We start from the raw sequence: 18,788 nt of genomic DNA on the forward strand, positions 1-18,788 counted from the left end.
ATGTATTAATTTTCTCTATTTTGGTCCAATAAACTAAAAAAAATGAAAAAATTACACGTACTCATTGCTGCAGCTGCACTTCTTATGAGCAGCTGCAGTCCAATTATCAGAACTCCAGAAGAGTTCAGTTCTGGAATTACAGATTACAGCACTTTTGCAAAAAAAGGCTTCTTTATAACTGAATCTAACTCAGTAAACTTCGATTATCAGCCTATTGGATCTGTATATGTTAAACAGCAAGCTGGCTATGAAGTATTGTCGAATACTACGAAACAAAAAGTATACTCGGATGATGTTATCGGAGGTAAATCGACAGAAGATTTCAATACTTTGAAAATTGGCTCTAAATTTATTCCACTTGACATAAATAGAGGATTAAAAGAAATCCATTTTCAGTCTGAAAAATCTGGAGCAAATGGCATCATTAATCTTAAGATAACCCATTGGAATGGTGGTTACTCCATTACTGGAATGGCAATTAAAAAATAATTACTCTTATAACTATATTAATGTTAGCTATACTCCTTCAGTTCAGTGGATCCTTACTTTCCTTCATTTCATTTTTGAGAAAAAATAAATTTGACTTTGGAAATCAGACAAAATCTTTAATAAAAATAAAGCCAATCTTGAGAAAAGATGCCTATGAAATTCTATTAGAAAAATGGGCAATGTATGTAGGTATTACAGAAATAGTTTTAGGTTATGCATTTGCCTTGTTCAAAATAAATCTATTTGAAGATCACCTATCAAATAATACAATATTTTACTTACCAATTGTCTTAATTATTTCTTTTTCAATAGCATTAATTATAACTGAATGCAAAATTAAAGGGTTTTTAAAGTTTGTAAATTCAAGTGACAGTTTGCAACTGGGTAATGGTGAAACCTTTATGGGCGACCTCTCAGGAATAAATTGCGAACCAGAGCTTCTAAAGATTTCGGAACTGGAGGAGAAAAACAAATTATTGCAGGAAGAAATCAAAAGACTAAAAAATAATTAAAAATCATTCACAAGATCTTTAAATCCCTCTTGAATTTTTGAGAGGGATTCCAATTTATAAGCATCATCCAGGTGAGCATACCTTTCTGTTGTATAAATGTATTTATGCCCCATGATCTCTTGGAGAGCTTTTAAATTACCAACATTTGTCATATATAAATAGCCAAATGTATGTCTCCCAACGTGACTTGTTAAGCGTTTTTTAATCTCAGCTTTATGTGCTATATCTTTTAGGGTTCTATTGTACTCAACAGAAGTTGGTAAACTAAAAAACACTCCTGAAATATCGGATATAAATGATTTAGCCATTTCCATTAATGGGATCCGTAATTCTCTTTGTGCTTTTCTATTCTTAAATGGAATAAACTGCAAATAATCAGTATCAATTCTCCAACATGCATTGGCCACATAGAGATCCGATATTCGTAAAGAGGTAAAACAGGTAAATAAAAATGCCTTTAAAACACGTAATTCTATATCATTCAGCTTCCCGCTTCTTTGCAATTTCATTAAATTCCGGACTTCGTCTTTATTTAAAAATGTTGTTTTGAAGAATGGCATTGGATTAGGGTAATCCATTGCTTCTGGATTCACGTAATACATAGGTTCTTTACTCGCTAGTCGGAGATAAGTTTTAATTACTTTAAGAGTAGTCCATACGGTACCCATACTGTAATCCTCTCCAAGAAGATATGATTTCAATCTCTTCATCCATCTGGCATCCATCTGTCTAAAAAGGCATAGTTTATCAAATTTTAGTATTCTCATAACTACTGGATGTTCATTTCGACAGGTATGCAGTCCGATTTCCTTCCTTGCATACCTCTTTTTGCGTTCAGTATCTAAGTAAACTGAAAAACATTCTCTTGCATTAAACACGCGAATTTCATGGGCAAACCTTTCCAGTGTCAGATGCTCCTGCTTTATTCTGTAGATGCGATGGATTTCTGTGTGCTTTGCCCTTTCGGACTCTATGATGAGATTATAATCTAAAACTTCAGGATCTTTTTTTATCCTGGGCAGTAACTTCCCATTCACCAAATCCACAAGTTCCGCTGGCCACCTTAATTTTAATGGGATGGCTTTATGCTTACTATCAATTACTATCTGGAGGCAAAGACTTACTTCTCCTGTTTCTGAATTTACTCGGCGCTTATCGTACCAGAGTTTACTGCTAAAGCTAAACATAGCTTGGGTTTTTATCATGACGGAATAATGTCGGAGTAGAAATGCAAAAAATCACATTTCAATCCGGGGTCCGAACTGATAAAAACCCTACTAATTGCACGGAAAGGCACTTTTACGCTAATACAGTTAGCATGCTTATTTCCGATATGTATCCAGAAGCAGATTCGAACTGCCACGCCTTTGCAAGCGCCACCCCCTCAAGGTGGTGCGTCTACCAATTTCGCCACCTGGATATTTCTCTTGCAAATATATATTTATTCGGAGAATATACTTAAGCCATCATAGGCTAATTTAATATTTTTTGGTAATTCTTTTTCCACCTCCTCATGTAAGCCCAAATTATGGCTGATATGCGTCAAATATGTCATTTCTGCACCAATCTTTTGAGCAAAATCAATGGCCTCTTTCAGTGTAAAATGGGAAATATGTTCTTCATGCTGCAAAGCATTAATCACCAGAATTTTAGTTCCTTTCACCTTTGCTATAGTTTCTTCAGAAATCGTCTTCGCATCTGTAATGTAAGTAAAATCATGAATCCTAAAGCCCAAAATTGGCAATTTATAATGCATAATCTTTAACGGAATAACCGTAGTTTTTCCGATTTCGAAAGGTTCATCAGTAATCGTGTGCAGATCTATCTGCGGTAAACCCGGATAATGCGTTTCTGCGAAAATATAGGAAAACTCTCTTTTTAAAGCGTCTTGAACACGCGTTGTTGCATAGATGTCAATGTTCTTCTTCAAAAGATAGTTAAAGGGCCTGATGTCATCTAAACCAGCCACATGATCTTTATGTTCATGTGTATAGAGAATTGCATCCAGATCTTTCACATTTGCACGTAACATCTGGTACCGGAAATCGGGACCGCTATCTATTACGATCGTCTTATCCCCCATTTCGACCAATACGGAAACTCTTAGGCGCTTGTTTTTATGGTCAGATGATTGACAGACTGCGCAATTGCAAGTAATTACTGGAATACCCTGGGAGGTACCTGTTCCTAAAAATGTAACTTTCAAAATTGATGAATTGAGACCATATCTTCAAAAATAACAAATTACCTTAAGTCTACAACCTCTACACCTGGATACTTCTTCGGATCAAAAGAAAAAGTGCTCTCTGGAACTTTTAGGTTGGACACCGTCTTTGTCAGGGTATAGCTGTATTTATTTCCACCTTTATCGAAAATAACGACGGTACCGATCTGTTTTGCTGTCTTATCTATTCCCAGACGAATCTTAAAGTACGATTTCGTAACGTCTATCGGAGCCAGATCAATCATTTGATACACTTTTCCCCCAACCTTACTTTCGCCGGTATAGCCATATTTAAAGCCTTTTTCATAAATGGTGAATATTTGAGCTGGATTCAGCGCATCACCACTATGATCAGCATCTGTCACTTGAACCTCTTTATCTTCTTTGAGGTAAGTCCATTGTGTTTTACCATCACTAATCAATTCCTGATTCGTCATGGCAACGCGGTACTTGTTTGTTTTCGCTTTAACGATTAAAGTTCCTTGTTGAGTCTCTTTAAGTTTCGCTTGTGGATTGTCTAAAGTAAAGGTAAAGTCAGCCTTTACCACATCGAAAGAACGATATTTCTTACTTACCTCTGCTAATATTGCTTTCGCCTTTGCATCTTGCTGTGCATAACCGGAAAATCCAAAACCTGTCAATACCAGTAAGGAGCATATTATCTTTTTCATCTATTTCTATTTTCGGGTTAGTTGTTCTTCAGGTCATTCAAGAACTGTTCCAAAGCATAATCGTCAGGAATCAGCACCTCTCTAGCTTTACTCCCTTCAAAAGGTCCTACTACGCCTGTTGCTTCCAACTGATCAATGATTCTACCTGCCCTGTTATAACCCAACTTCAACTTCCTTTGAATCAGTGAAGTGGAACCTTGCTGGTGCATTACAATTAAACGAGCAGCGTCTTCAAACATCGAGTCACGGTCTTTCGGATCGAAGTCCAATTTAGCTGATTCGGCAGCTTCATCCACGTATTCAGGCAGCTGATAAGCCTCCGGATAACCTCTTTGGTTTCCAATAAACTCAGAGATCCGATCTACTTCAGGTGTATCTACGAAAGCACACTGCAAACGAATCAGGTCATTACCGGTAGACAATAACATATCTCCTCTACCAATCAACTGATCAGCTCCGCCGCTGTCAAGAATTGTCCTGGAATCAATTTTCGACAATACCCTGAAGGCCAGTCGGGCAGGGAAATTCGCTTTAATTGTACCTGTGATAATGTTTACCGAAGGACGTTGCGTGGCTAAAACCAGGTGAATACCTATCGCACGCGCCAATTGCGCCAAACGGGCGATCGGTGCTTCTACCTCTTTACCAGCGGTCATCATTAAATCTGCAAACTCATCCACGATCAATACGATATAAGGAAGGAAACGGTGGGAGTTATTCGGATTTAATTTTCTTTTGATAAACTTCTCATTGTACTCTTTCAAGTTTCTTACCTGTGCATCTTTTAACAAATCATAACGTTGATCCATTTCAATACAAAGCGAATTCAGGGTATTAATCACCTTCTTTGTGTCGGTGATAATCGCATCTGCTTCTCCAGGAAGTTTAGCCAGGAAGTGACGCTCAATTTTATTAAACAAGGTCAACTCCACCTTTTTAGGATCGACCAATACAAACTTAAGTTGTGAAGGATGTTTCTTGTAAAGCAGGGAAACCAAAATAGAGTTGATCCCAACCGATTTACCCTGACCGGTAGCCCCTGCCACCAATAAGTGAGGCATTTTGGCTAAATCACCAATATAAACCTCATTGGAAATGGTTTTACCCATTGCAATTGGCAGCTCCATTGTGGTATTCTGGAACTTCTCTGTCATCAGGATACTTCTCATAGACACCATTTCCGGATGCAAATTAGGCACCTCAATACCGATTGTACCTTTTCCTGGCATTGGTGCAATAATCCTGATTCCCAAAGCGGCTAAACTTAAAGCAATATCATCTTCCAGATTCTTGATTTTGGAAATCCTTACACCTGGAGCCGGGATAATCTCATATAAAGTTACCGTTGGACCAATCGTTGCTTTAATCTTATCAATTTCAATATTGTAATGAAGCAGCGTATTGACAATTTTATTTTTATTCGCTTCTAATTCATCCGCGTTAACAGATATCTTATTGGAGCCATAATTCTCTAATAAATCAAGTCCAGGGTACTTATAACTGGCAAGGTCTAAAGTAGGGTCATAATTTCCAAACTGTTTGACCAGCTCATCAGATGTTTTCTCTTCTTCCGACTTTTCAATTACCAATTCCAATTCTGGCTCTTGTTCCGGCTCTAGTTCTAATTCTGGTTCCGGCTCAGGTTCTTGAGCAGGTATAATTTCCATTGGCATTTCAGCTGCTGCCGAAATTACCGGAGCTGCTGAAACGATCGGTGCTGCTACTGGGATGATTGGTGGTAGCACTGGCGGTAAAGGCGTTGTTTCCAGTTGAATATTTGCCATTGGAGTCACTACCGGGGAATTCCCAGCTCGATAATCTGGAATAGGATCTCTTTCTAATTCTCTTTCTTCGCGTTCTTCAAACCTGGTAGAAGGGGAAATTCCGACGTTCTGTTCTCTCTTTTTATCTCTTGCCAGGCGATCATTTAAGGTGAATTCTACCGGCTCTGAGCGCATTTCATTTTCAGTTCCGGCTTCTTCCTCTTCTTGAAGATCAGGAATAATGGCTTCCGGCTTTTTACGTTCTGGTAATTTAAAATCGATATTATAAGCAATAATTAAGATGGATAAGCCTAAAAAGCCAATCAATCCCGCTACACCGGCCTTTCCGATCTGAGCGGCCAGTAGTTTATTGGTCCAATAGCCAAATTCACCTTCTAGGAAATGAGGTGCATCGCTGATAAAAGAATGAGCGAAGCCCAGGGTGAGTGAGATGAACAATAAAAAGAATAGGCTATAAGCCAGTGTTTTTTCGATAGAAAATATTTTCACCTTGAAGAGCAGGCGGTATCCAATTACAAAGAATACAAAAATGAATAAGAAAGAAGCTAGACCGAACCATTCATAAATAAACTGATGGGCCAATAAAGCGCCAATTTTACCGAGCCAGTTAGACACTACCGGATTGATATTTACTTGTTGAAGCTCTTCCGTTGTTTTAAAAAGATTACCCCATCCGCCATTTGCATCGATCACATAACTGTGATCTTCCTGCCAGGTAAAAAGGTACGAAGTAAAGGCAATAAGAAAATATAAAGACAAGACCACAAACACTAACCCTATGATCTTAAACAACCTACCATTCTGGAAATCCAGGCGAGGCATGATGTTAAATCTTTCTGTAGATGGTCTGGACGCTGTAGACTTCGAGCTTTGCTTATCGCCAGATTCATTTTTAAACGAATTGGACCTGAATTGATTTCCCCTTACCGACATTTTTCGTGACTAATATTATACACAACAAATATAAAACATATCCTTGTATGTACTAAGTTATTATAAATACATTTAAAGCGATAGTTCTTAAATAAAAAATCTAAGCTATTTAAACAATAAAAATCAGCAGATTTTATACCGCAATTAAACCTTATAACAGCATCATAGTCATACTTGTAGCAATTGAGTTTTAATTAGAGATAAGTTTTGTTTTAAGGTTAATCCCGTCGGATATTTTTATCTGGCGGGATTTTTTTTATCCTGTTGTCATTTAAAATTTGTTAATTTATTCCCGTATTTTAAGATTATAAATCTATCAATGGACATCTCTCAGCTCGAAACGCTAATAGAAACAGACAAAAAACAAGAGATTTCAGATTTGCTGAATAAGCATCCGGAACTGACCAGCCAAGAAACCAGTCATGGAATATCTCCATTATTACTCGCTTGTTATTATAAAAAACCGGCAACAGCAGGAATAATCGCTGGGTTTGCAAAAAACATCTCCCTCTTTGAGGCTTGCGCATTAGGAAAATTTAAAGAAACAGATGATTTACTGACGCAACAACCAGAGCTCTTGAACTCCACTTCAAAAGACGGTTTCACAGCTTTAGGATTAGCGGCCTATTTCGGCCATGAGGAAATCATCAGGTTGTTACTATTCAAAGGTGCTGATGCTAATATCCCTGCGAGTAATGGATTTAATGTTTTTCCTATCCACTCTGCTGTTGCCGCGAAAAGTTTTGCCATTACCAAAATGCTTTTAGAAGCAGGGGCTGATGTTAATGCTAAACAACAAGCTGGATTAACCGCATTACATGCTGCAGCACAAATTGGAAACATAGAAATTATCATCTTGTTACTGGAACATGGTGCCGCTTTAGACATCAGAATGGAAGGTGGTAAATTACCAACAGATCTTGCTGAGGAGAAAGGATTTCCAGAAATTGCTGCTATTCTGAAGGTTTAAGTATTCAGGGAATCTTTGAAGGTTTGGAAATGAGGGAACGATTTTCGATAGTACAGGAGGATCAAACATCCCAGATTCTTAACCTGATCTTTTTCACATAATGTCTAACATCTAATACCAATGCTGCAAGGATGTAAAAAATAATCGGAAAACCAACTGCCAAAAAAGAAGCGTAAATGAAAAACAGTCTGATTTTACTGATCGACATATTTAGCCTTTCAGCAAGATAAGTACAGACCCCAAAACTTTGCTTTTCAAAAAAGGTAATGATACGTTGGAACATGTTATTGGTTTAATATCTTGATTCCGATACCACAATTTAAGCATTTTTTCTGAACGCAATAGTATTTATTAATTTGAAGCAAGGCCTGTGAGAAAAATGCGTTATCAATACTGACTCCTGCTTGCTGGTAAGATTTGGTAATCACGTTGTTTTCAGCAGGGATCTTTTCTAATAATTGCAAGCCACGATTTATCAAATCTGGCTGATCAGAATATTTACCATAAGCGGATATAAAAAGACAAATCGCGTTAATAATCAAGTGAAAAACGGAACCTGATCCCAGCTGGATCTCTACTTTTTTTGCTTCTTTTTGAAAATGATAATGTGTCTTCCAATAAGGATTTACTGGAAGATTTTTTAGCATTTGCTGTAATTCTGGTAAATGCTCAATTTCCAACACTTTTGAAAATAAACGATCTGATTTCAATAGTAAAGCGCAAAACTGAGCCAGTCTAAGCGTTGGGAAATTTTGCGGACGCATTCTTAGAAACTTCCATGCTCCTACACCGATGGGTATCAACCCATACTTCTTTTGCAAGAAACGATATTCCCTTTTCAATTTCTGGGGATAAGCATCTTTGAAGGTGCCAAATAAAAAACCGGCTTGTCCAAATACCAATGCTTCTACCTGCAAAGGATGGTCCAAATGCTTTCTAATCACTGCCAATGGCAAAGAAGCAGCTAAAAACTCAAAAGGAATCTCATTCACCTTGAAGCCAAAGCTCTTGGCTAGAAAATGATAAAACGTGCTTTCCCAGTCTCCATTCACTTTAGCAAGCTGATCAAACACCAAGTCTGATTTTTGCGCCAGGCGTTCTATCATCATCCGAGATAACACCCCGTTCACGAGGATTGGGTCAATACCATGAATAAGTTTTTCACAAGGAAAGGTATGAATGGAATTGACTAAACCCTCAAAATTTGTTAAAAGACCTTCAGGGAATAAGTCTTTCAGAATCAATACAGGGATCTCGCTGCCATCCTTCCGATAAATCGGTTGATCATGTTCATAGACCACATGCAAGATCACTGCGACATAGCCAGGGTCATCTTGATGACCATGAGAAAACCAGTCGGAGGACTTCAGGTGAATTTCAACATCTCCAATCCAGGTACGTTCACCGATACTAAGTTTGGCTTGACTAAAATCCGGTCCCGCATGCTTATTGGCCATTCCTACTGCCAATATAACAAGCGGCTCCCCTGTGGTACAGAAGAGATTTAATGCCTTGAACAGTCGGAATTGCCAAATAAAATGAAGAAAACTTTCGGGGAATCTCACGAAGTCTAACTTAACTATAAAGCGTTAAATTGTCATCATATAACATTAAATTATTTTCTTCTGTAATTCGTAATAAACACCCCTGCAATAATCAAGATCGTTGCGATGATGATATCTACAGTAATCACCTCGTCTAAAATCAGCCAGCCGAGAAACAGGGCAATCACAGTATTGAAATAGGTCAGGATGGAAACTTCTGTTGGAGAAACCCTTTTCAGTGCGTAATGGTAACAGAAAAAGGTAAATACGGATCCGAAAATGGCCAGATAGGCTACTGCCATCAAGCTATGAAAGCTCCAATTACTAACTGAGGTTGGACCTGAAAAAAGAAAAGCCAGGGCAAACTGAGCAATTGCAGAAAATGCAAACTGGTAAAACAAATCCAGTAAGATATGATCAGATTTATGGCTATTTTTCTTGGTATAGATGGTTCCAATTGTCCAGCCGCTAATCGCAAAGCAAAGAAACATGATCCCCGTTTTATAATTTGGATCGAGCAGTTCACTAATTCCATCTCTAAAGATGAAAACGACGCCAAGAAAAGCGATGACCACACCTAAAAAACCCTTCCAACTAGGTTTTTGTAAGCCCACCGCTACACAAGCCAAAAATACAACGAGTGGATTCAGGGAATTCAGCAGGGAAGTTAATCCGCTCGGAATTGTTTCTTCAGCAACGGTTACCATGCCATTCGCCATCACTACCATTAAAGTAGAAAGCATAATTTGCCTTCTAAGGTAGGCCCAACCCTTCCAGGCCAATTCTTTTCTATAGCTTAAAATCACCATTAGGATCAAAGAAGCCATAGTTTGCCGCATTGCAGCTACAAACCAGGCAGGAATCGTTTCAACGGCTACACGAATACTGAGATAGGTAGTCCCCCAAACAATGGCGACTACCAATAACGCTCCAATAAGCTTTAAATCTGTTTTTTGGGTCATATCAATTTAGCTGCCAACAGAATTGCTTCCATTTCCTGCTGCAATTTCAACGCCTCTTCCCTTGCACGTTCGGCAAAATCCTCGCCTTTACTTGCATAAATAATTCCTCTGGAAGAATTTACCAATAGCCCACATTCTTTATTTAAACCAAACTCGCAGACATCGGCTAAACTTCCACCTTGTGCACCAACACCTGGAACCAATAAGAAATTATCTGGTGCCAGTCTCCTGATGTTTTGAAACTCCAGACCTCTGGTTGCACCAACTACATACATCATTTGTTCGCTATCTGCCCATTGAGAAGAGATGCGAATCACTTCTTCGTATAATTTTCCTTCTGGAGTTTTGTGCAATTGAAAGTCACTATGACCGGCATTTGAAGTTAGTGCTAACAAAATCACCCATTTATCTTTGTAATTTAAGAATGGGCTAACCGAATCTTTACCCATATATGGGGCAACGGTAACGGAGTCAAAACTCATATCCGACTTTGCCTCATTAAAAAAAGCATCCGCATACATCGCAGAAGTATTGCCAATATCTCCTCTTTTCGCATCTGCGATACTGAAAATATCTTCGGGCATATATTGCCAGGTTTTAATCAATGTCTCCCAACCTTTCAATCCCATACACTCATAAAAAGCAGTGTTCGGTTTATAAGCCACGCACAAATCTTTGGTGGCATCAATAATCTGCTTATTGAATTCTAAAACCGGATTTTCGTATTTTAGAAGGTGCGGAGGGATATTTTCTAATACCGGATCAAGGCCAACACACAAAAAAGATTTTTTTATCTGGATCTGCTCAAATAGCTGTTTTTTATTCATCTATGCGTAATTTTGAGTGCAAAGATGCCAAATTTAGTACTGATTTCAGTCGTGTTTTTAAACTTTTCAATGTAATTTTTATAAACATTTGAAAGTTTTTCTTGGAGATTAATTTACAAATACATACAATTGTGGCATAATTCTCTATAGTTTATCTGATCATTCCAGAAAATCCCATAAAATATTGTTCCATACCATCTTTTATAAATGCATTTTTTGCTCTGTTCAATTGGATAAACACTTTTATTTAAAATATTCTCTACACCCATATAATGTTTAACAAAACAGAATTAAATGAAAAGCTCACCGCTGAATTGCGGGAGATAGCTAAAACTCAAGGTATCCTAAATGCCGATGAGTTGCGTAAAGCTGAACTGGTTGAAATCATCTCCCAAATAACGGAGCAACAACCAACTGTTGCATCTGTTGAAAGTGATGTACCTGCAAAAGCGCCAAAGGTAAAAGCTGTAAAAGACAGCTCTGCTGAAAAATCTACCAGAAAAAGGATCAGAATAACGCCTAAAGAGGAAGAAGAAAGCAAGAACAATAACTTTAACAGGGCTGCATTATTTGACAATGAGCCGGCTCAGGTTCAGGCTCCGGCCCCGGTAGTAGCAGAAGAGAAAATCACTAACGCTCCAGAAACTGCTACAGAACAAGCTTCTACACCAGTTACTGCGGAAGTAAAAACTGAAACGGCAGCAACCCCTCAAACGGAAGTTAAAAAACAACGCCCGGTAAGAGAAGACAATAGGCCACAGAAAGCACCTAACCAACACGCCAATCAGAAACAAAGCGAAAACAGTTATTCTAACCTGGATTTCGACAATACCATCACCAACGAAGGTGTATTAGAGATTATGCCTGATGGTTATGGCTTCTTAAGATCTGCGGATTACAATTACCTATCTTCTCCGGATGATATTTATGTATCTCAATCTCAGATCAAATTATTTGGTTTGAAAACTGGTGATACGGTAAAAGGAAGTATCCGTCCTCCAAAGGAAGGCGAGAAATATTTCCCATTGGTAAGGGTAGAAACCATCAACGGACGTTTACCTGCTGATGTAAGGGACCGTGTTCCTTTCGATTACCTGACACCACTATTCCCTACAGAAAGATTAAATCTGTTCACAGAAAGTAATAACTACTCAACCAGAATCATCGACTTATTTACTCCAATTGGTAAAGGACAACGTGGTCTGATTGTAGCGCAACCAAAAACCGGTAAAACCAATTTACTGAAAGAAGTTGCAAATGCGATTGCTAAAAACCACCCGGAAGTTTACCTGATCATTTTATTGATCGATGAACGCCCAGAAGAGGTTACGGACATGGCAAGAAGCGTAAGAGCGGAAGTAATTGCTTCTACTTTTGATGAGCCTGCAGAAAGACACGTTAAAATTGCCAACATTGTTTTAGAAAAAGCAAAACGTCTGGTAGAATGTGGTCATGATGTGGTGATCTTATTGGATTCAATCACCAGATTGGCCAGAGCTTACAACACGACTGCTCCTGCTTCAGGAAAAATCCTTTCCGGTGGTGTGGATGCCAATGCATTACACAAACCTAAACGTTTCTTCGGTGCTGCACGTAACATTGAAAGAGGTGGTTCATTGACCATCCTTGCTACTGCTTTAACAGATACCGGTTCGAAAATGGACGAGGTAATCTTTGAAGAATTTAAAGGTACCGGTAACATGGAATTACAGTTGGATCGTAAATTATCTAACAAACGTATCTTCCCTGCAATTGACATCACGGCATCAAGTACACGTAGAGACGATTTACTACACGATAGAGACACTTTACAACGTGTATGGATCTTACGTAATCACCTGGCAGACATGAATGCTCAGGAAGCCATGGAGTTTGTACAACAGCAAATCAGAAATACGAAAACCAATGAAGAGTTTTTGATTTCTATGAATAGCTAATTGGAAATGATCATAAAACAAATACCCAATGCCATTACCTCCGCGAACTTGTTTACCGGATGTATTGGCATTGTTTTCGCATTTAACCAGGACCTAAGATCGGCTGCATTGTGTATCCTGATCTCCCTGTTCATCGATTTTTTTGATGGTTTTGCCGCACGCCTGTTAAAAGTGAGCGGGCCAATGGGTAAAGAACTGGATTCTTTAGCAGATATGGTGAGCTTTGGCGTATTGCCATCCGTGATCCTATTCCACATGGCACCAAAGTCATTTTTCGGATATGAAGCCTTCCCTATCCTTTCTTACTTAGCTTTTTTTGTAGCGGTATTTTCTGCTTACAGGCTAGCAAAGTTCAACCTGGATACCAGGCAAACTGATAAATTTATAGGTGTACCTACTCCGGCCATCTCCGCAGTGATCGCATCCGTACCTTTTATCTATGAAAGTGATGTGTTTTATTTCGACAGTTCTACCACAACCGTACTGTTATACCTGGCTTTTATTCCCCTGGCATGCTATTTATTGGTTAGTGAGATTACCCTGATCGCTTTAAAATTTAAAAGCTTCGGCTTCTCTGAAAACACTTTCAGGTATACCCTTATTATCGCTTCTATCTTGTTATTGGTGATCTTTAAATTTGTGGCGATCCCACTTATTTTAGTATTGTATATCGTTCTATCCATCATTGAGAATAGAACGACAAAAGTTAAAGCCGTTTCTTAAGATCGGCTTTAGCTTCATCCAATTGTCTGTATAAGACTGTGGCGAAATCGCAAAGCTCGTCAAATGCCAATGGCAATTCTGCAATATTATTCAATTCCCTGGCATTTCTTTCCATCATCTGCATATGATCTTTTGCATCCTCGCGTCCTACATAAGCAAAGGTGGGTTTGATTTTATGTGCGCAGCTTGAAGCTCTTGGCCAATCCTCATCCGCTATCGCCTTCCCCAGATCTGCCACATACGCAGGCGTTTGTGACTTAAAAAGGTCTAACATTTCTATGATAAATTCGGCGCTATCCCCAGACATATCTTTTAGATAGGTCAAGTCAAGTGGTTCGTTGTTCTTATTTGGATCGATCATCAAACAAATCTAATAAATTAAATTTTTGTTACAGTTAAATTATCCTCTAATATAGCTAATATTTCTGATACACGTTTACCAATAACCGGATGAATTAACCCTCCTGCAATCTCTGCTAAGGGAACTAATACGAAATTTCGATACTGCATTTGTGGATGCGGAATTTGGAGTTCTGCTCCCATATCTACAATTTCATCCGCGTAAAACATCACATCAATATCAATCAGGCGAGCTCCCCACTTCTCCTTCCTCACCCTTCCTAATTCCGCTTCAATAGCCAATACAGCGTTCAAAACTTCCAACGGGCTTAGCTTGGTTTTCAGCCCCAGGGCCATATTTATAAAGGAAGGCTGATCGGTTTTCCCCCAAGCTGCAGTCTCATAAAGTGACGACTGGGCAAACACCTCTCCCACCTTATTTCCAATCTGCAAAACGGCATCATTGAGTAGCTCTTCTCTATCCCCTAAGTTACTCCCAAGTAACAAATAAACACTTTTACTGTCCAACTCCATATAAAACCATCAGGCATTTTTTCTACCTTTATTTACAAATTAAATATTTAACCAGCAAATGAAAGAATTTTTTAAGTATGTTTTTGCAACTGTTGTAGGAGTTATTTTATCGATAGGGGTGTTCTTCATCTTGTTCATCGCAATTATCATAGGTATTATCTCTTCTATCGGTGAAGATAAATCGGTGATTGTCGATAATAATTCTGTTCTCTACCTTAACCTGGATCAGGCCATTACCGAACGTACTTATAGCGATCCCCTATCCGACTTACCTATTGTGGGTTCAGAAGGAAAGAAAAGTATCGGTTTTACGGACGTCATCAAAGCCCTTAAGTCAGCTAAGTATGACGATAATATCAAATGTATTTACCTGAATGTTTCTTCCCCAAATGCTGGTTATGCCAATATGAGGGAAATTAGAGAAGCGCTGATCGACTTTAAAACCAGTAAAAAGAAAATCATAGCCTATAGTGAAGTCTATACACAAGGTGCTTATTACTTAGCCTCAGTGGCGGATAAAATATATTTAAATCCACAAGGCGCATTAGAATTCAAAGGATTGAGTTCACAAACAGCCTTTTTTAAAGGAGCGCTGGATAAGCTAGGCATTGAAGCACAAATTATCCGTGTAGGTACTTATAAAAGTGCAGTAGAGCCATTCATTGACACCAAAATGAGTGATAAAAATCGTGAGCAAGTAACCGCTTATGTAAACGGGTTATATGACACCTTCCTTGGTGACATATCAAAAAGCAGAAACATTTCTAAAGACAGTCTTTTCCAGATTGCCAACGATTATAAAATTCAAGAGCCAAAAGATGCTGAAAAGTATAAAATGGTAGATGGATTAAAGTATAAGGATGAAATTCTTGATGAGTTAAAATCGCTTAGCGGAACCAGTAAAAACAGTAATCTAACCACTGTCACGATCAATGACTATGCAAAAAATGTCATTCTGGGAAGTAAAGGGAATACCAATAGAACAAAAATCGCCGTAATCTATGCGAATGGTGATATCATGGGCGGAGAAGGTAGCAATGATCAGATCGGATCGGAAAGAATTTCAAGAGCAATCAGAAAAGCCAGAACCGACACGAGCATTAAAGCCATTGTTTTAAGAGTAAACTCACCAGGAGGTAGTGCCCTTGCTTCGGATGTGATCTGGAGAGAAGTAGTGCTGAGCAAAAAGGTGAAGCCAGTAATCGCTTCTTTTGGTAATGTCGCTGCATCTGGTGGATATTATATCGCTTGTGCTGCCGATTCTATCTTCGTACAACCCAATACCATTACCGGTTCAATTGGCGTGTTCGGAATCATTCCTAACTTCCAGAAGTTATTAAACACAGAGCTTGGAATTACATTTGACGGTGTGAAAACCGGCCAATATGCAGATATCATGAGTACTGTCCGTCCTATGACTGCTGGTGAAAGACTAATCGTTCAGAATGGAGTAAATCATGTGTACGATAGTTTTATTACCCGTGTAGCAGATGGACGTAAGAAAAGTAAAGCTTATATAGATGGCATTGCAGGTGGACGCGTATGGATAGGTACCGATGCGGTAAAAATTGGCTTGGCAGACAGAACTGGTAGCTTCGAAGATGCCATTAAAGCTGCCGCTAAAAAGGCAAAAATCACTGACTATAGAATCGTAGAATATCCAGAAATGATCGATCCGATCAAAGCCTTATTGGAAAACTCTACCGATAAAATAAAAACCTATTATGCCAAACAGGAATTTGGTGCCAATTACCTGATTTATCAGCAGATTAAAACTGCCATCTCAAAATCTGGTATACAAGCCAGAATGCCATTTGAAATCACCGTAAACTAATCGGGATAAGGCAATCAGGTTAAAATTGACCGTGTTTAAAAGGTCTGAATTTAAGCTACCAAATAGGAGGCTTAAATTCAGACCTCTTTTTTTTGCAAACTTTTAGGACTTCAGTCATACAATTGTGATCATTATAAAGCAAGAAAGTCTTCACATTGTTAGTTTAATCGGAAAATCGGGGCTTTTTATTTAATTTAGCATCCCCATGGAAAATAAGACCATTTCACGCAACTTGCGACTGCTTTCTCAATTGATGGAACTACACAATGAGAACCCTTTTAAAATCAAATCGGTAGCCAATGCTGGTTTAAAAGTTGATAAACTTCCTTTTGCAATTCAAGGCAAAACTTTGGAAGAGATCGCACAGATTGACGGACTTGGAAAGAGCATTTCTGCGAAAGTCTGGGAACTTCTGGAAACAGGTACCATAACCGATTTACAAGATATTCTTGAAAAAACACCGGAAGGTATTGTCGAGATGTTAGGCATCAAGGGAATCGGACCAAAAAAAATCTTAGTGATTTGGAAAGACCTTGGTATTGAAAACATCGGCGAACTTTATTATGCCTGCAATGAAAACCGATTGATTGAAGCTAAAGGTTTCGGATTAAAAACTCAGGAAGAGATTAAAAAGATCATTGAATTCAGAATGGCCGGCTTGGGTAAATTCCTCTATGCCCATGCAGAAAGCACCGTAAACAAGCTATTTGCAGACCTTGCGCTTTGGTTAAACCAGATTTCAGGAGTACCATTATTAGGCATTGCCGGTGAATACAGACGATGCATGGAAATCATTGAATACGTTCCATTCCTGATTGGTGCCACAGCCCCTGAAGAAGTTCAGGAGAAAATTGGCTCTTTTGAGACCCTTAATTTTGAAGCACAAGCCGATGGCATCTATTATGCTACGACGCTATCTGGATTAAAAATACAACTACATATCTGCCCGAAAGCTGATTTCTATCAAAAATGGTTTGAGCTGACCGGGAATGAACAACATGTTAAAGAAGTACTTTCGATAGCTGGAAACGGTCCTTTTGAAACAGAAGAAGCCATTTATAAAGCCGCAGGATTGTCATTTGTAGCACCGGAACTTAGAGAAGGATTAAATGAAGTAGCGCTGGCTAAAGAAAATAAACTGCCGACCCTAATCACTTACCAAGACCTGAAAGGAAGTTTACACAACCACTCCACCTGGAGCGACGGTGTACATACATTAGAACAAATGGCCACTTACTGTAAGGACAACCTGAAAATGGAATACTTCGGAATTTGCGACCACTCAAAGTCAGCATTTTATGCCAACGGATTAAACGAGCAACGTTTATATGCCCAACACCAGGAAATTGACGCTTTAAATGCTAAACTTGCCCCTTTCAAAATTTTTAAAGGCATTGAAAGTGACATCTTAAACGATGGTTCTTTAGACTATAGTGATGATATTTTGAAAACATTCGACTTTGTGGTAGCCTCTGTACACAGCAATTTGAGAATGGATGAAGAGAAGGCCACAGCCAGACTGATTAAAGCGATAGAGAACCCTTACACAACGATTTTAGGACACCCTACTGGCAGACTACTATTGAGCAGAAAAGGTTATCCAATAGATTACGCAAAAGTGATCGACGCTTGTGCAGCAAATAAAGTAGTGATTGAGATCAATGCCAACCCTTTACGTTTAGATTTAGATTGGCGCTGGCATCGCTATGCACTGGAAAAGGGGGTATTATTAGCTATCAATCCAGATGCACACAGAATGGAAGGTTTTTACGACATGCATTATGGAGTACTGATTGGTAGAAAAGGTGGATTAGAAGCAAAACAGTGTTTAAACGCCATGACGCTCCAAGATATCTCAGAATACTTCAACAATAAAAAATAGTTATCCTTACCTTTGAGCCATGATTAGTCAGCTTTGTAATAAAATATTTCAGGACGTGATCAATGATTATCACGTTCACAACAATATAGATCAACCTATTGAAAATCCATACGCTATTGGTACACTAGCGCATTTGTTATACATGAAATGCTGGATCGATACTGCCCAATGGCACATGGAAGATGTAATCCGTAATCCGGAAATTGATCCGGTAGTGGCTTTGCAATGGAAACGTCGCATTGATGCTTCTAATCAGGAACGTACAGACGTAGTAGAATACATCGACAGCTACTTTCTGGAAGAATATAAAAACATCACACCAGCAGCAAATGCAAAGATCAATTCTGAAAGTCCAGCATGGGTAATCGACAGGTTATCAATCCTTGCCTTAAAGATTTATCATATGAACGAAGAAACACTTCGTACCGATGCTTCTGAAGAACATAAAATCAGCTGTACCACAAAGCTTAATATTTTGTTAAGCCAAAGGACTGATCTTTCATCTAGTTTAGATGAATTGATCGCTGATATTGAAAGTGGCGCAAAATACATGAAAGTTTATAAGCAAATGAAAATGTATAATGATCCGAGCATGAACCCTGTGCTTTATAACAACAAGTAAT

Annotated in this window: 18 protein-coding genes and 1 tRNA gene; 8 read left to right on the forward strand and 11 right to left on the reverse strand. The window is 38.6% G+C overall.

What is annotated here, in order from left to right; translation table 11 throughout:
• Positions 1 to 42: 42 nt before the first annotated feature.
• The gene (locus tag GM920_RS09730; protein WP_182956356.1) at positions 43 to 489 is read left to right on the forward strand and encodes a hypothetical protein; all 447 of its coding nucleotides are present in this window, start codon (positions 43 to 45) and stop codon (positions 487 to 489) included.
• A gap of 20 nt (positions 490 to 509) precedes the next feature.
• Positions 510 to 1,001: a hypothetical protein gene (locus GM920_RS09735; RefSeq protein WP_182956359.1), complete on the forward strand. Its 492-nt coding sequence runs from the start codon at positions 510 to 512 to the stop codon at positions 999 to 1,001.
• Here GM920_RS09735 and GM920_RS09740 read toward each other — a convergent pair.
• The 5 genes from GM920_RS09740 to GM920_RS09760 form a co-directional block, all read right to left on the reverse strand.
• The gene (locus GM920_RS09740) at positions 998 to 2,188 is read right to left on the reverse strand and encodes a site-specific integrase (protein WP_182956361.1); all 1,191 of its coding nucleotides are present in this window, start codon (positions 2,186 to 2,188) and stop codon (positions 998 to 1,000) included. The genes GM920_RS09735 and GM920_RS09740 overlap by 4 nt on opposite strands.
• A 149-nt stretch (positions 2,189 to 2,337) precedes the next feature.
• Positions 2,338 to 2,421 (reverse strand) — tRNA-Leu (locus tag GM920_RS09745).
• A 21-nt stretch (positions 2,422 to 2,442) separates the two neighbouring features.
• Complete coding sequence (locus tag GM920_RS09750) at positions 2,443 to 3,207, reverse strand: MBL fold metallo-hydrolase (RefSeq protein ID WP_182956364.1); 765 nt, start codon at positions 3,205 to 3,207, stop codon at positions 2,443 to 2,445.
• Positions 3,208 to 3,245: 38 nt separating this feature from the next.
• Complete coding sequence (locus tag GM920_RS09755) at positions 3,246 to 3,896, reverse strand: LolA family protein (RefSeq protein ID WP_182956367.1); 651 nt, start codon at positions 3,894 to 3,896, stop codon at positions 3,246 to 3,248.
• A gap of 17 nt (positions 3,897 to 3,913) precedes the next feature.
• Positions 3,914 to 6,613 carry an FtsK/SpoIIIE family DNA translocase gene (locus tag GM920_RS09760; protein ID WP_182956370.1) on the reverse strand — a complete coding sequence of 900 codons (2,700 nt, stop codon included), beginning with the start codon at positions 6,611 to 6,613 and terminating at the stop codon, positions 3,914 to 3,916.
• 319 nt (positions 6,614 to 6,932) lie between these two features.
• Between GM920_RS09760 and GM920_RS09765 the strand changes: the two genes are divergently transcribed.
• The gene (locus tag GM920_RS09765) at positions 6,933 to 7,583 is read left to right on the forward strand and encodes an ankyrin repeat domain-containing protein (RefSeq protein WP_182956372.1); all 651 of its coding nucleotides are present in this window, start codon (positions 6,933 to 6,935) and stop codon (positions 7,581 to 7,583) included.
• A 61-nt stretch (positions 7,584 to 7,644) separates the two neighbouring features.
• Here GM920_RS09765 and GM920_RS09770 read toward each other — a convergent pair whose 3' ends face one another.
• The 4 genes from GM920_RS09770 to pyrF are packed head-to-tail and all read right to left on the reverse strand — an operon-like array spanning position 7,645 to position 10,916.
• Positions 7,645 to 7,866 carry a PspC domain-containing protein gene (locus tag GM920_RS09770; protein ID WP_182956375.1) on the reverse strand — a complete coding sequence of 74 codons (222 nt, stop codon included), beginning with the start codon at positions 7,864 to 7,866 and terminating at the stop codon, positions 7,645 to 7,647.
• Between the two features lies 1 nt (position 7,867).
• Positions 7,868 to 9,148 (reverse strand): DUF2851 family protein, encoded by a 1,281-nt coding sequence (locus tag GM920_RS09775; RefSeq protein WP_182956377.1) that lies wholly within the window; start codon positions 9,146 to 9,148, stop codon positions 7,868 to 7,870.
• Between the two features lie 50 nt (positions 9,149 to 9,198).
• Positions 9,199 to 10,089 carry a DMT family transporter gene (locus tag GM920_RS09780; RefSeq protein WP_182956380.1) on the reverse strand — a complete coding sequence of 297 codons (891 nt, stop codon included), beginning with the start codon at positions 10,087 to 10,089 and terminating at the stop codon, positions 9,199 to 9,201.
• Positions 10,086 to 10,916, reverse strand: coding sequence for an orotidine-5'-phosphate decarboxylase (gene pyrF, locus GM920_RS09785; RefSeq protein ID WP_182956382.1), 831 nt, complete (start codon positions 10,914 to 10,916; stop codon positions 10,086 to 10,088). The genes GM920_RS09780 and pyrF overlap by 4 nt, the downstream gene beginning before the upstream one ends.
• 272 nt (positions 10,917 to 11,188) lie before the next feature.
• Here pyrF and rho point away from each other — a divergent pair, with 272 nt between their 5' ends.
• Together rho and pssA are read left to right on the forward strand one after the other, a co-directional pair.
• Positions 11,189 to 12,853: a transcription termination factor Rho gene (gene rho, locus GM920_RS09790; protein ID WP_182956385.1), complete on the forward strand. Its 1,665-nt coding sequence runs from the start codon at positions 11,189 to 11,191 to the stop codon at positions 12,851 to 12,853.
• A 6-nt stretch (positions 12,854 to 12,859) separates the two neighbouring features.
• Entirely contained in the window at positions 12,860 to 13,576 is a 717-nt protein-coding gene (gene pssA, locus GM920_RS09795) for a CDP-diacylglycerol--serine O-phosphatidyltransferase (protein ID WP_182956387.1), read from the forward strand.
• On the opposite strand, the gene GM920_RS09800 is transcribed toward pssA, so the two are convergent.
• The gene (locus tag GM920_RS09800; protein ID WP_182956390.1) at positions 13,560 to 13,937 is read right to left on the reverse strand and encodes an Hpt domain-containing protein; all 378 of its coding nucleotides are present in this window, start codon (positions 13,935 to 13,937) and stop codon (positions 13,560 to 13,562) included. The genes pssA and GM920_RS09800 overlap by 17 nt on opposite strands.
• A gap of 17 nt (positions 13,938 to 13,954) precedes the next feature.
• Entirely contained in the window at positions 13,955 to 14,449 is a 495-nt protein-coding gene (gene folK / locus GM920_RS09805; RefSeq protein ID WP_182956393.1) for a 2-amino-4-hydroxy-6-hydroxymethyldihydropteridine diphosphokinase, read from the reverse strand.
• Between the two features lie 58 nt (positions 14,450 to 14,507).
• Between folK and sppA the strand changes: the two genes are divergently transcribed.
• The 3 genes from sppA to GM920_RS09820 all read left to right on the forward strand — a co-directional run bounded on the left by sppA (position 14,508) and on the right by GM920_RS09820 (position 18,787).
• On the forward strand, positions 14,508 to 16,283 hold the full coding sequence (gene sppA, locus GM920_RS09810; RefSeq protein WP_182956396.1) for a signal peptide peptidase SppA: 1,776 nt from the start codon (positions 14,508 to 14,510) through the stop codon (positions 16,281 to 16,283).
• Between the two features lie 205 nt (positions 16,284 to 16,488).
• Entirely contained in the window at positions 16,489 to 18,165 is a 1,677-nt protein-coding gene (locus tag GM920_RS09815) for a DNA polymerase/3'-5' exonuclease PolX (protein WP_182956399.1), read from the forward strand.
• Between the two features lie 19 nt (positions 18,166 to 18,184).
• Entirely contained in the window at positions 18,185 to 18,787 is a 603-nt protein-coding gene (locus GM920_RS09820; protein WP_182956402.1) for a DUF4254 domain-containing protein, read from the forward strand.
• The last annotated feature ends 1 nt before the right edge of the window (position 18,788 follow it).

The sequence above is a fragment of the Pedobacter gandavensis genome (genome assembly GCF_014172405.1).
Taxonomy (GTDB): Bacteria; Bacteroidota; Bacteroidia; order Sphingobacteriales; family Sphingobacteriaceae; genus Pedobacter; species Pedobacter gandavensis.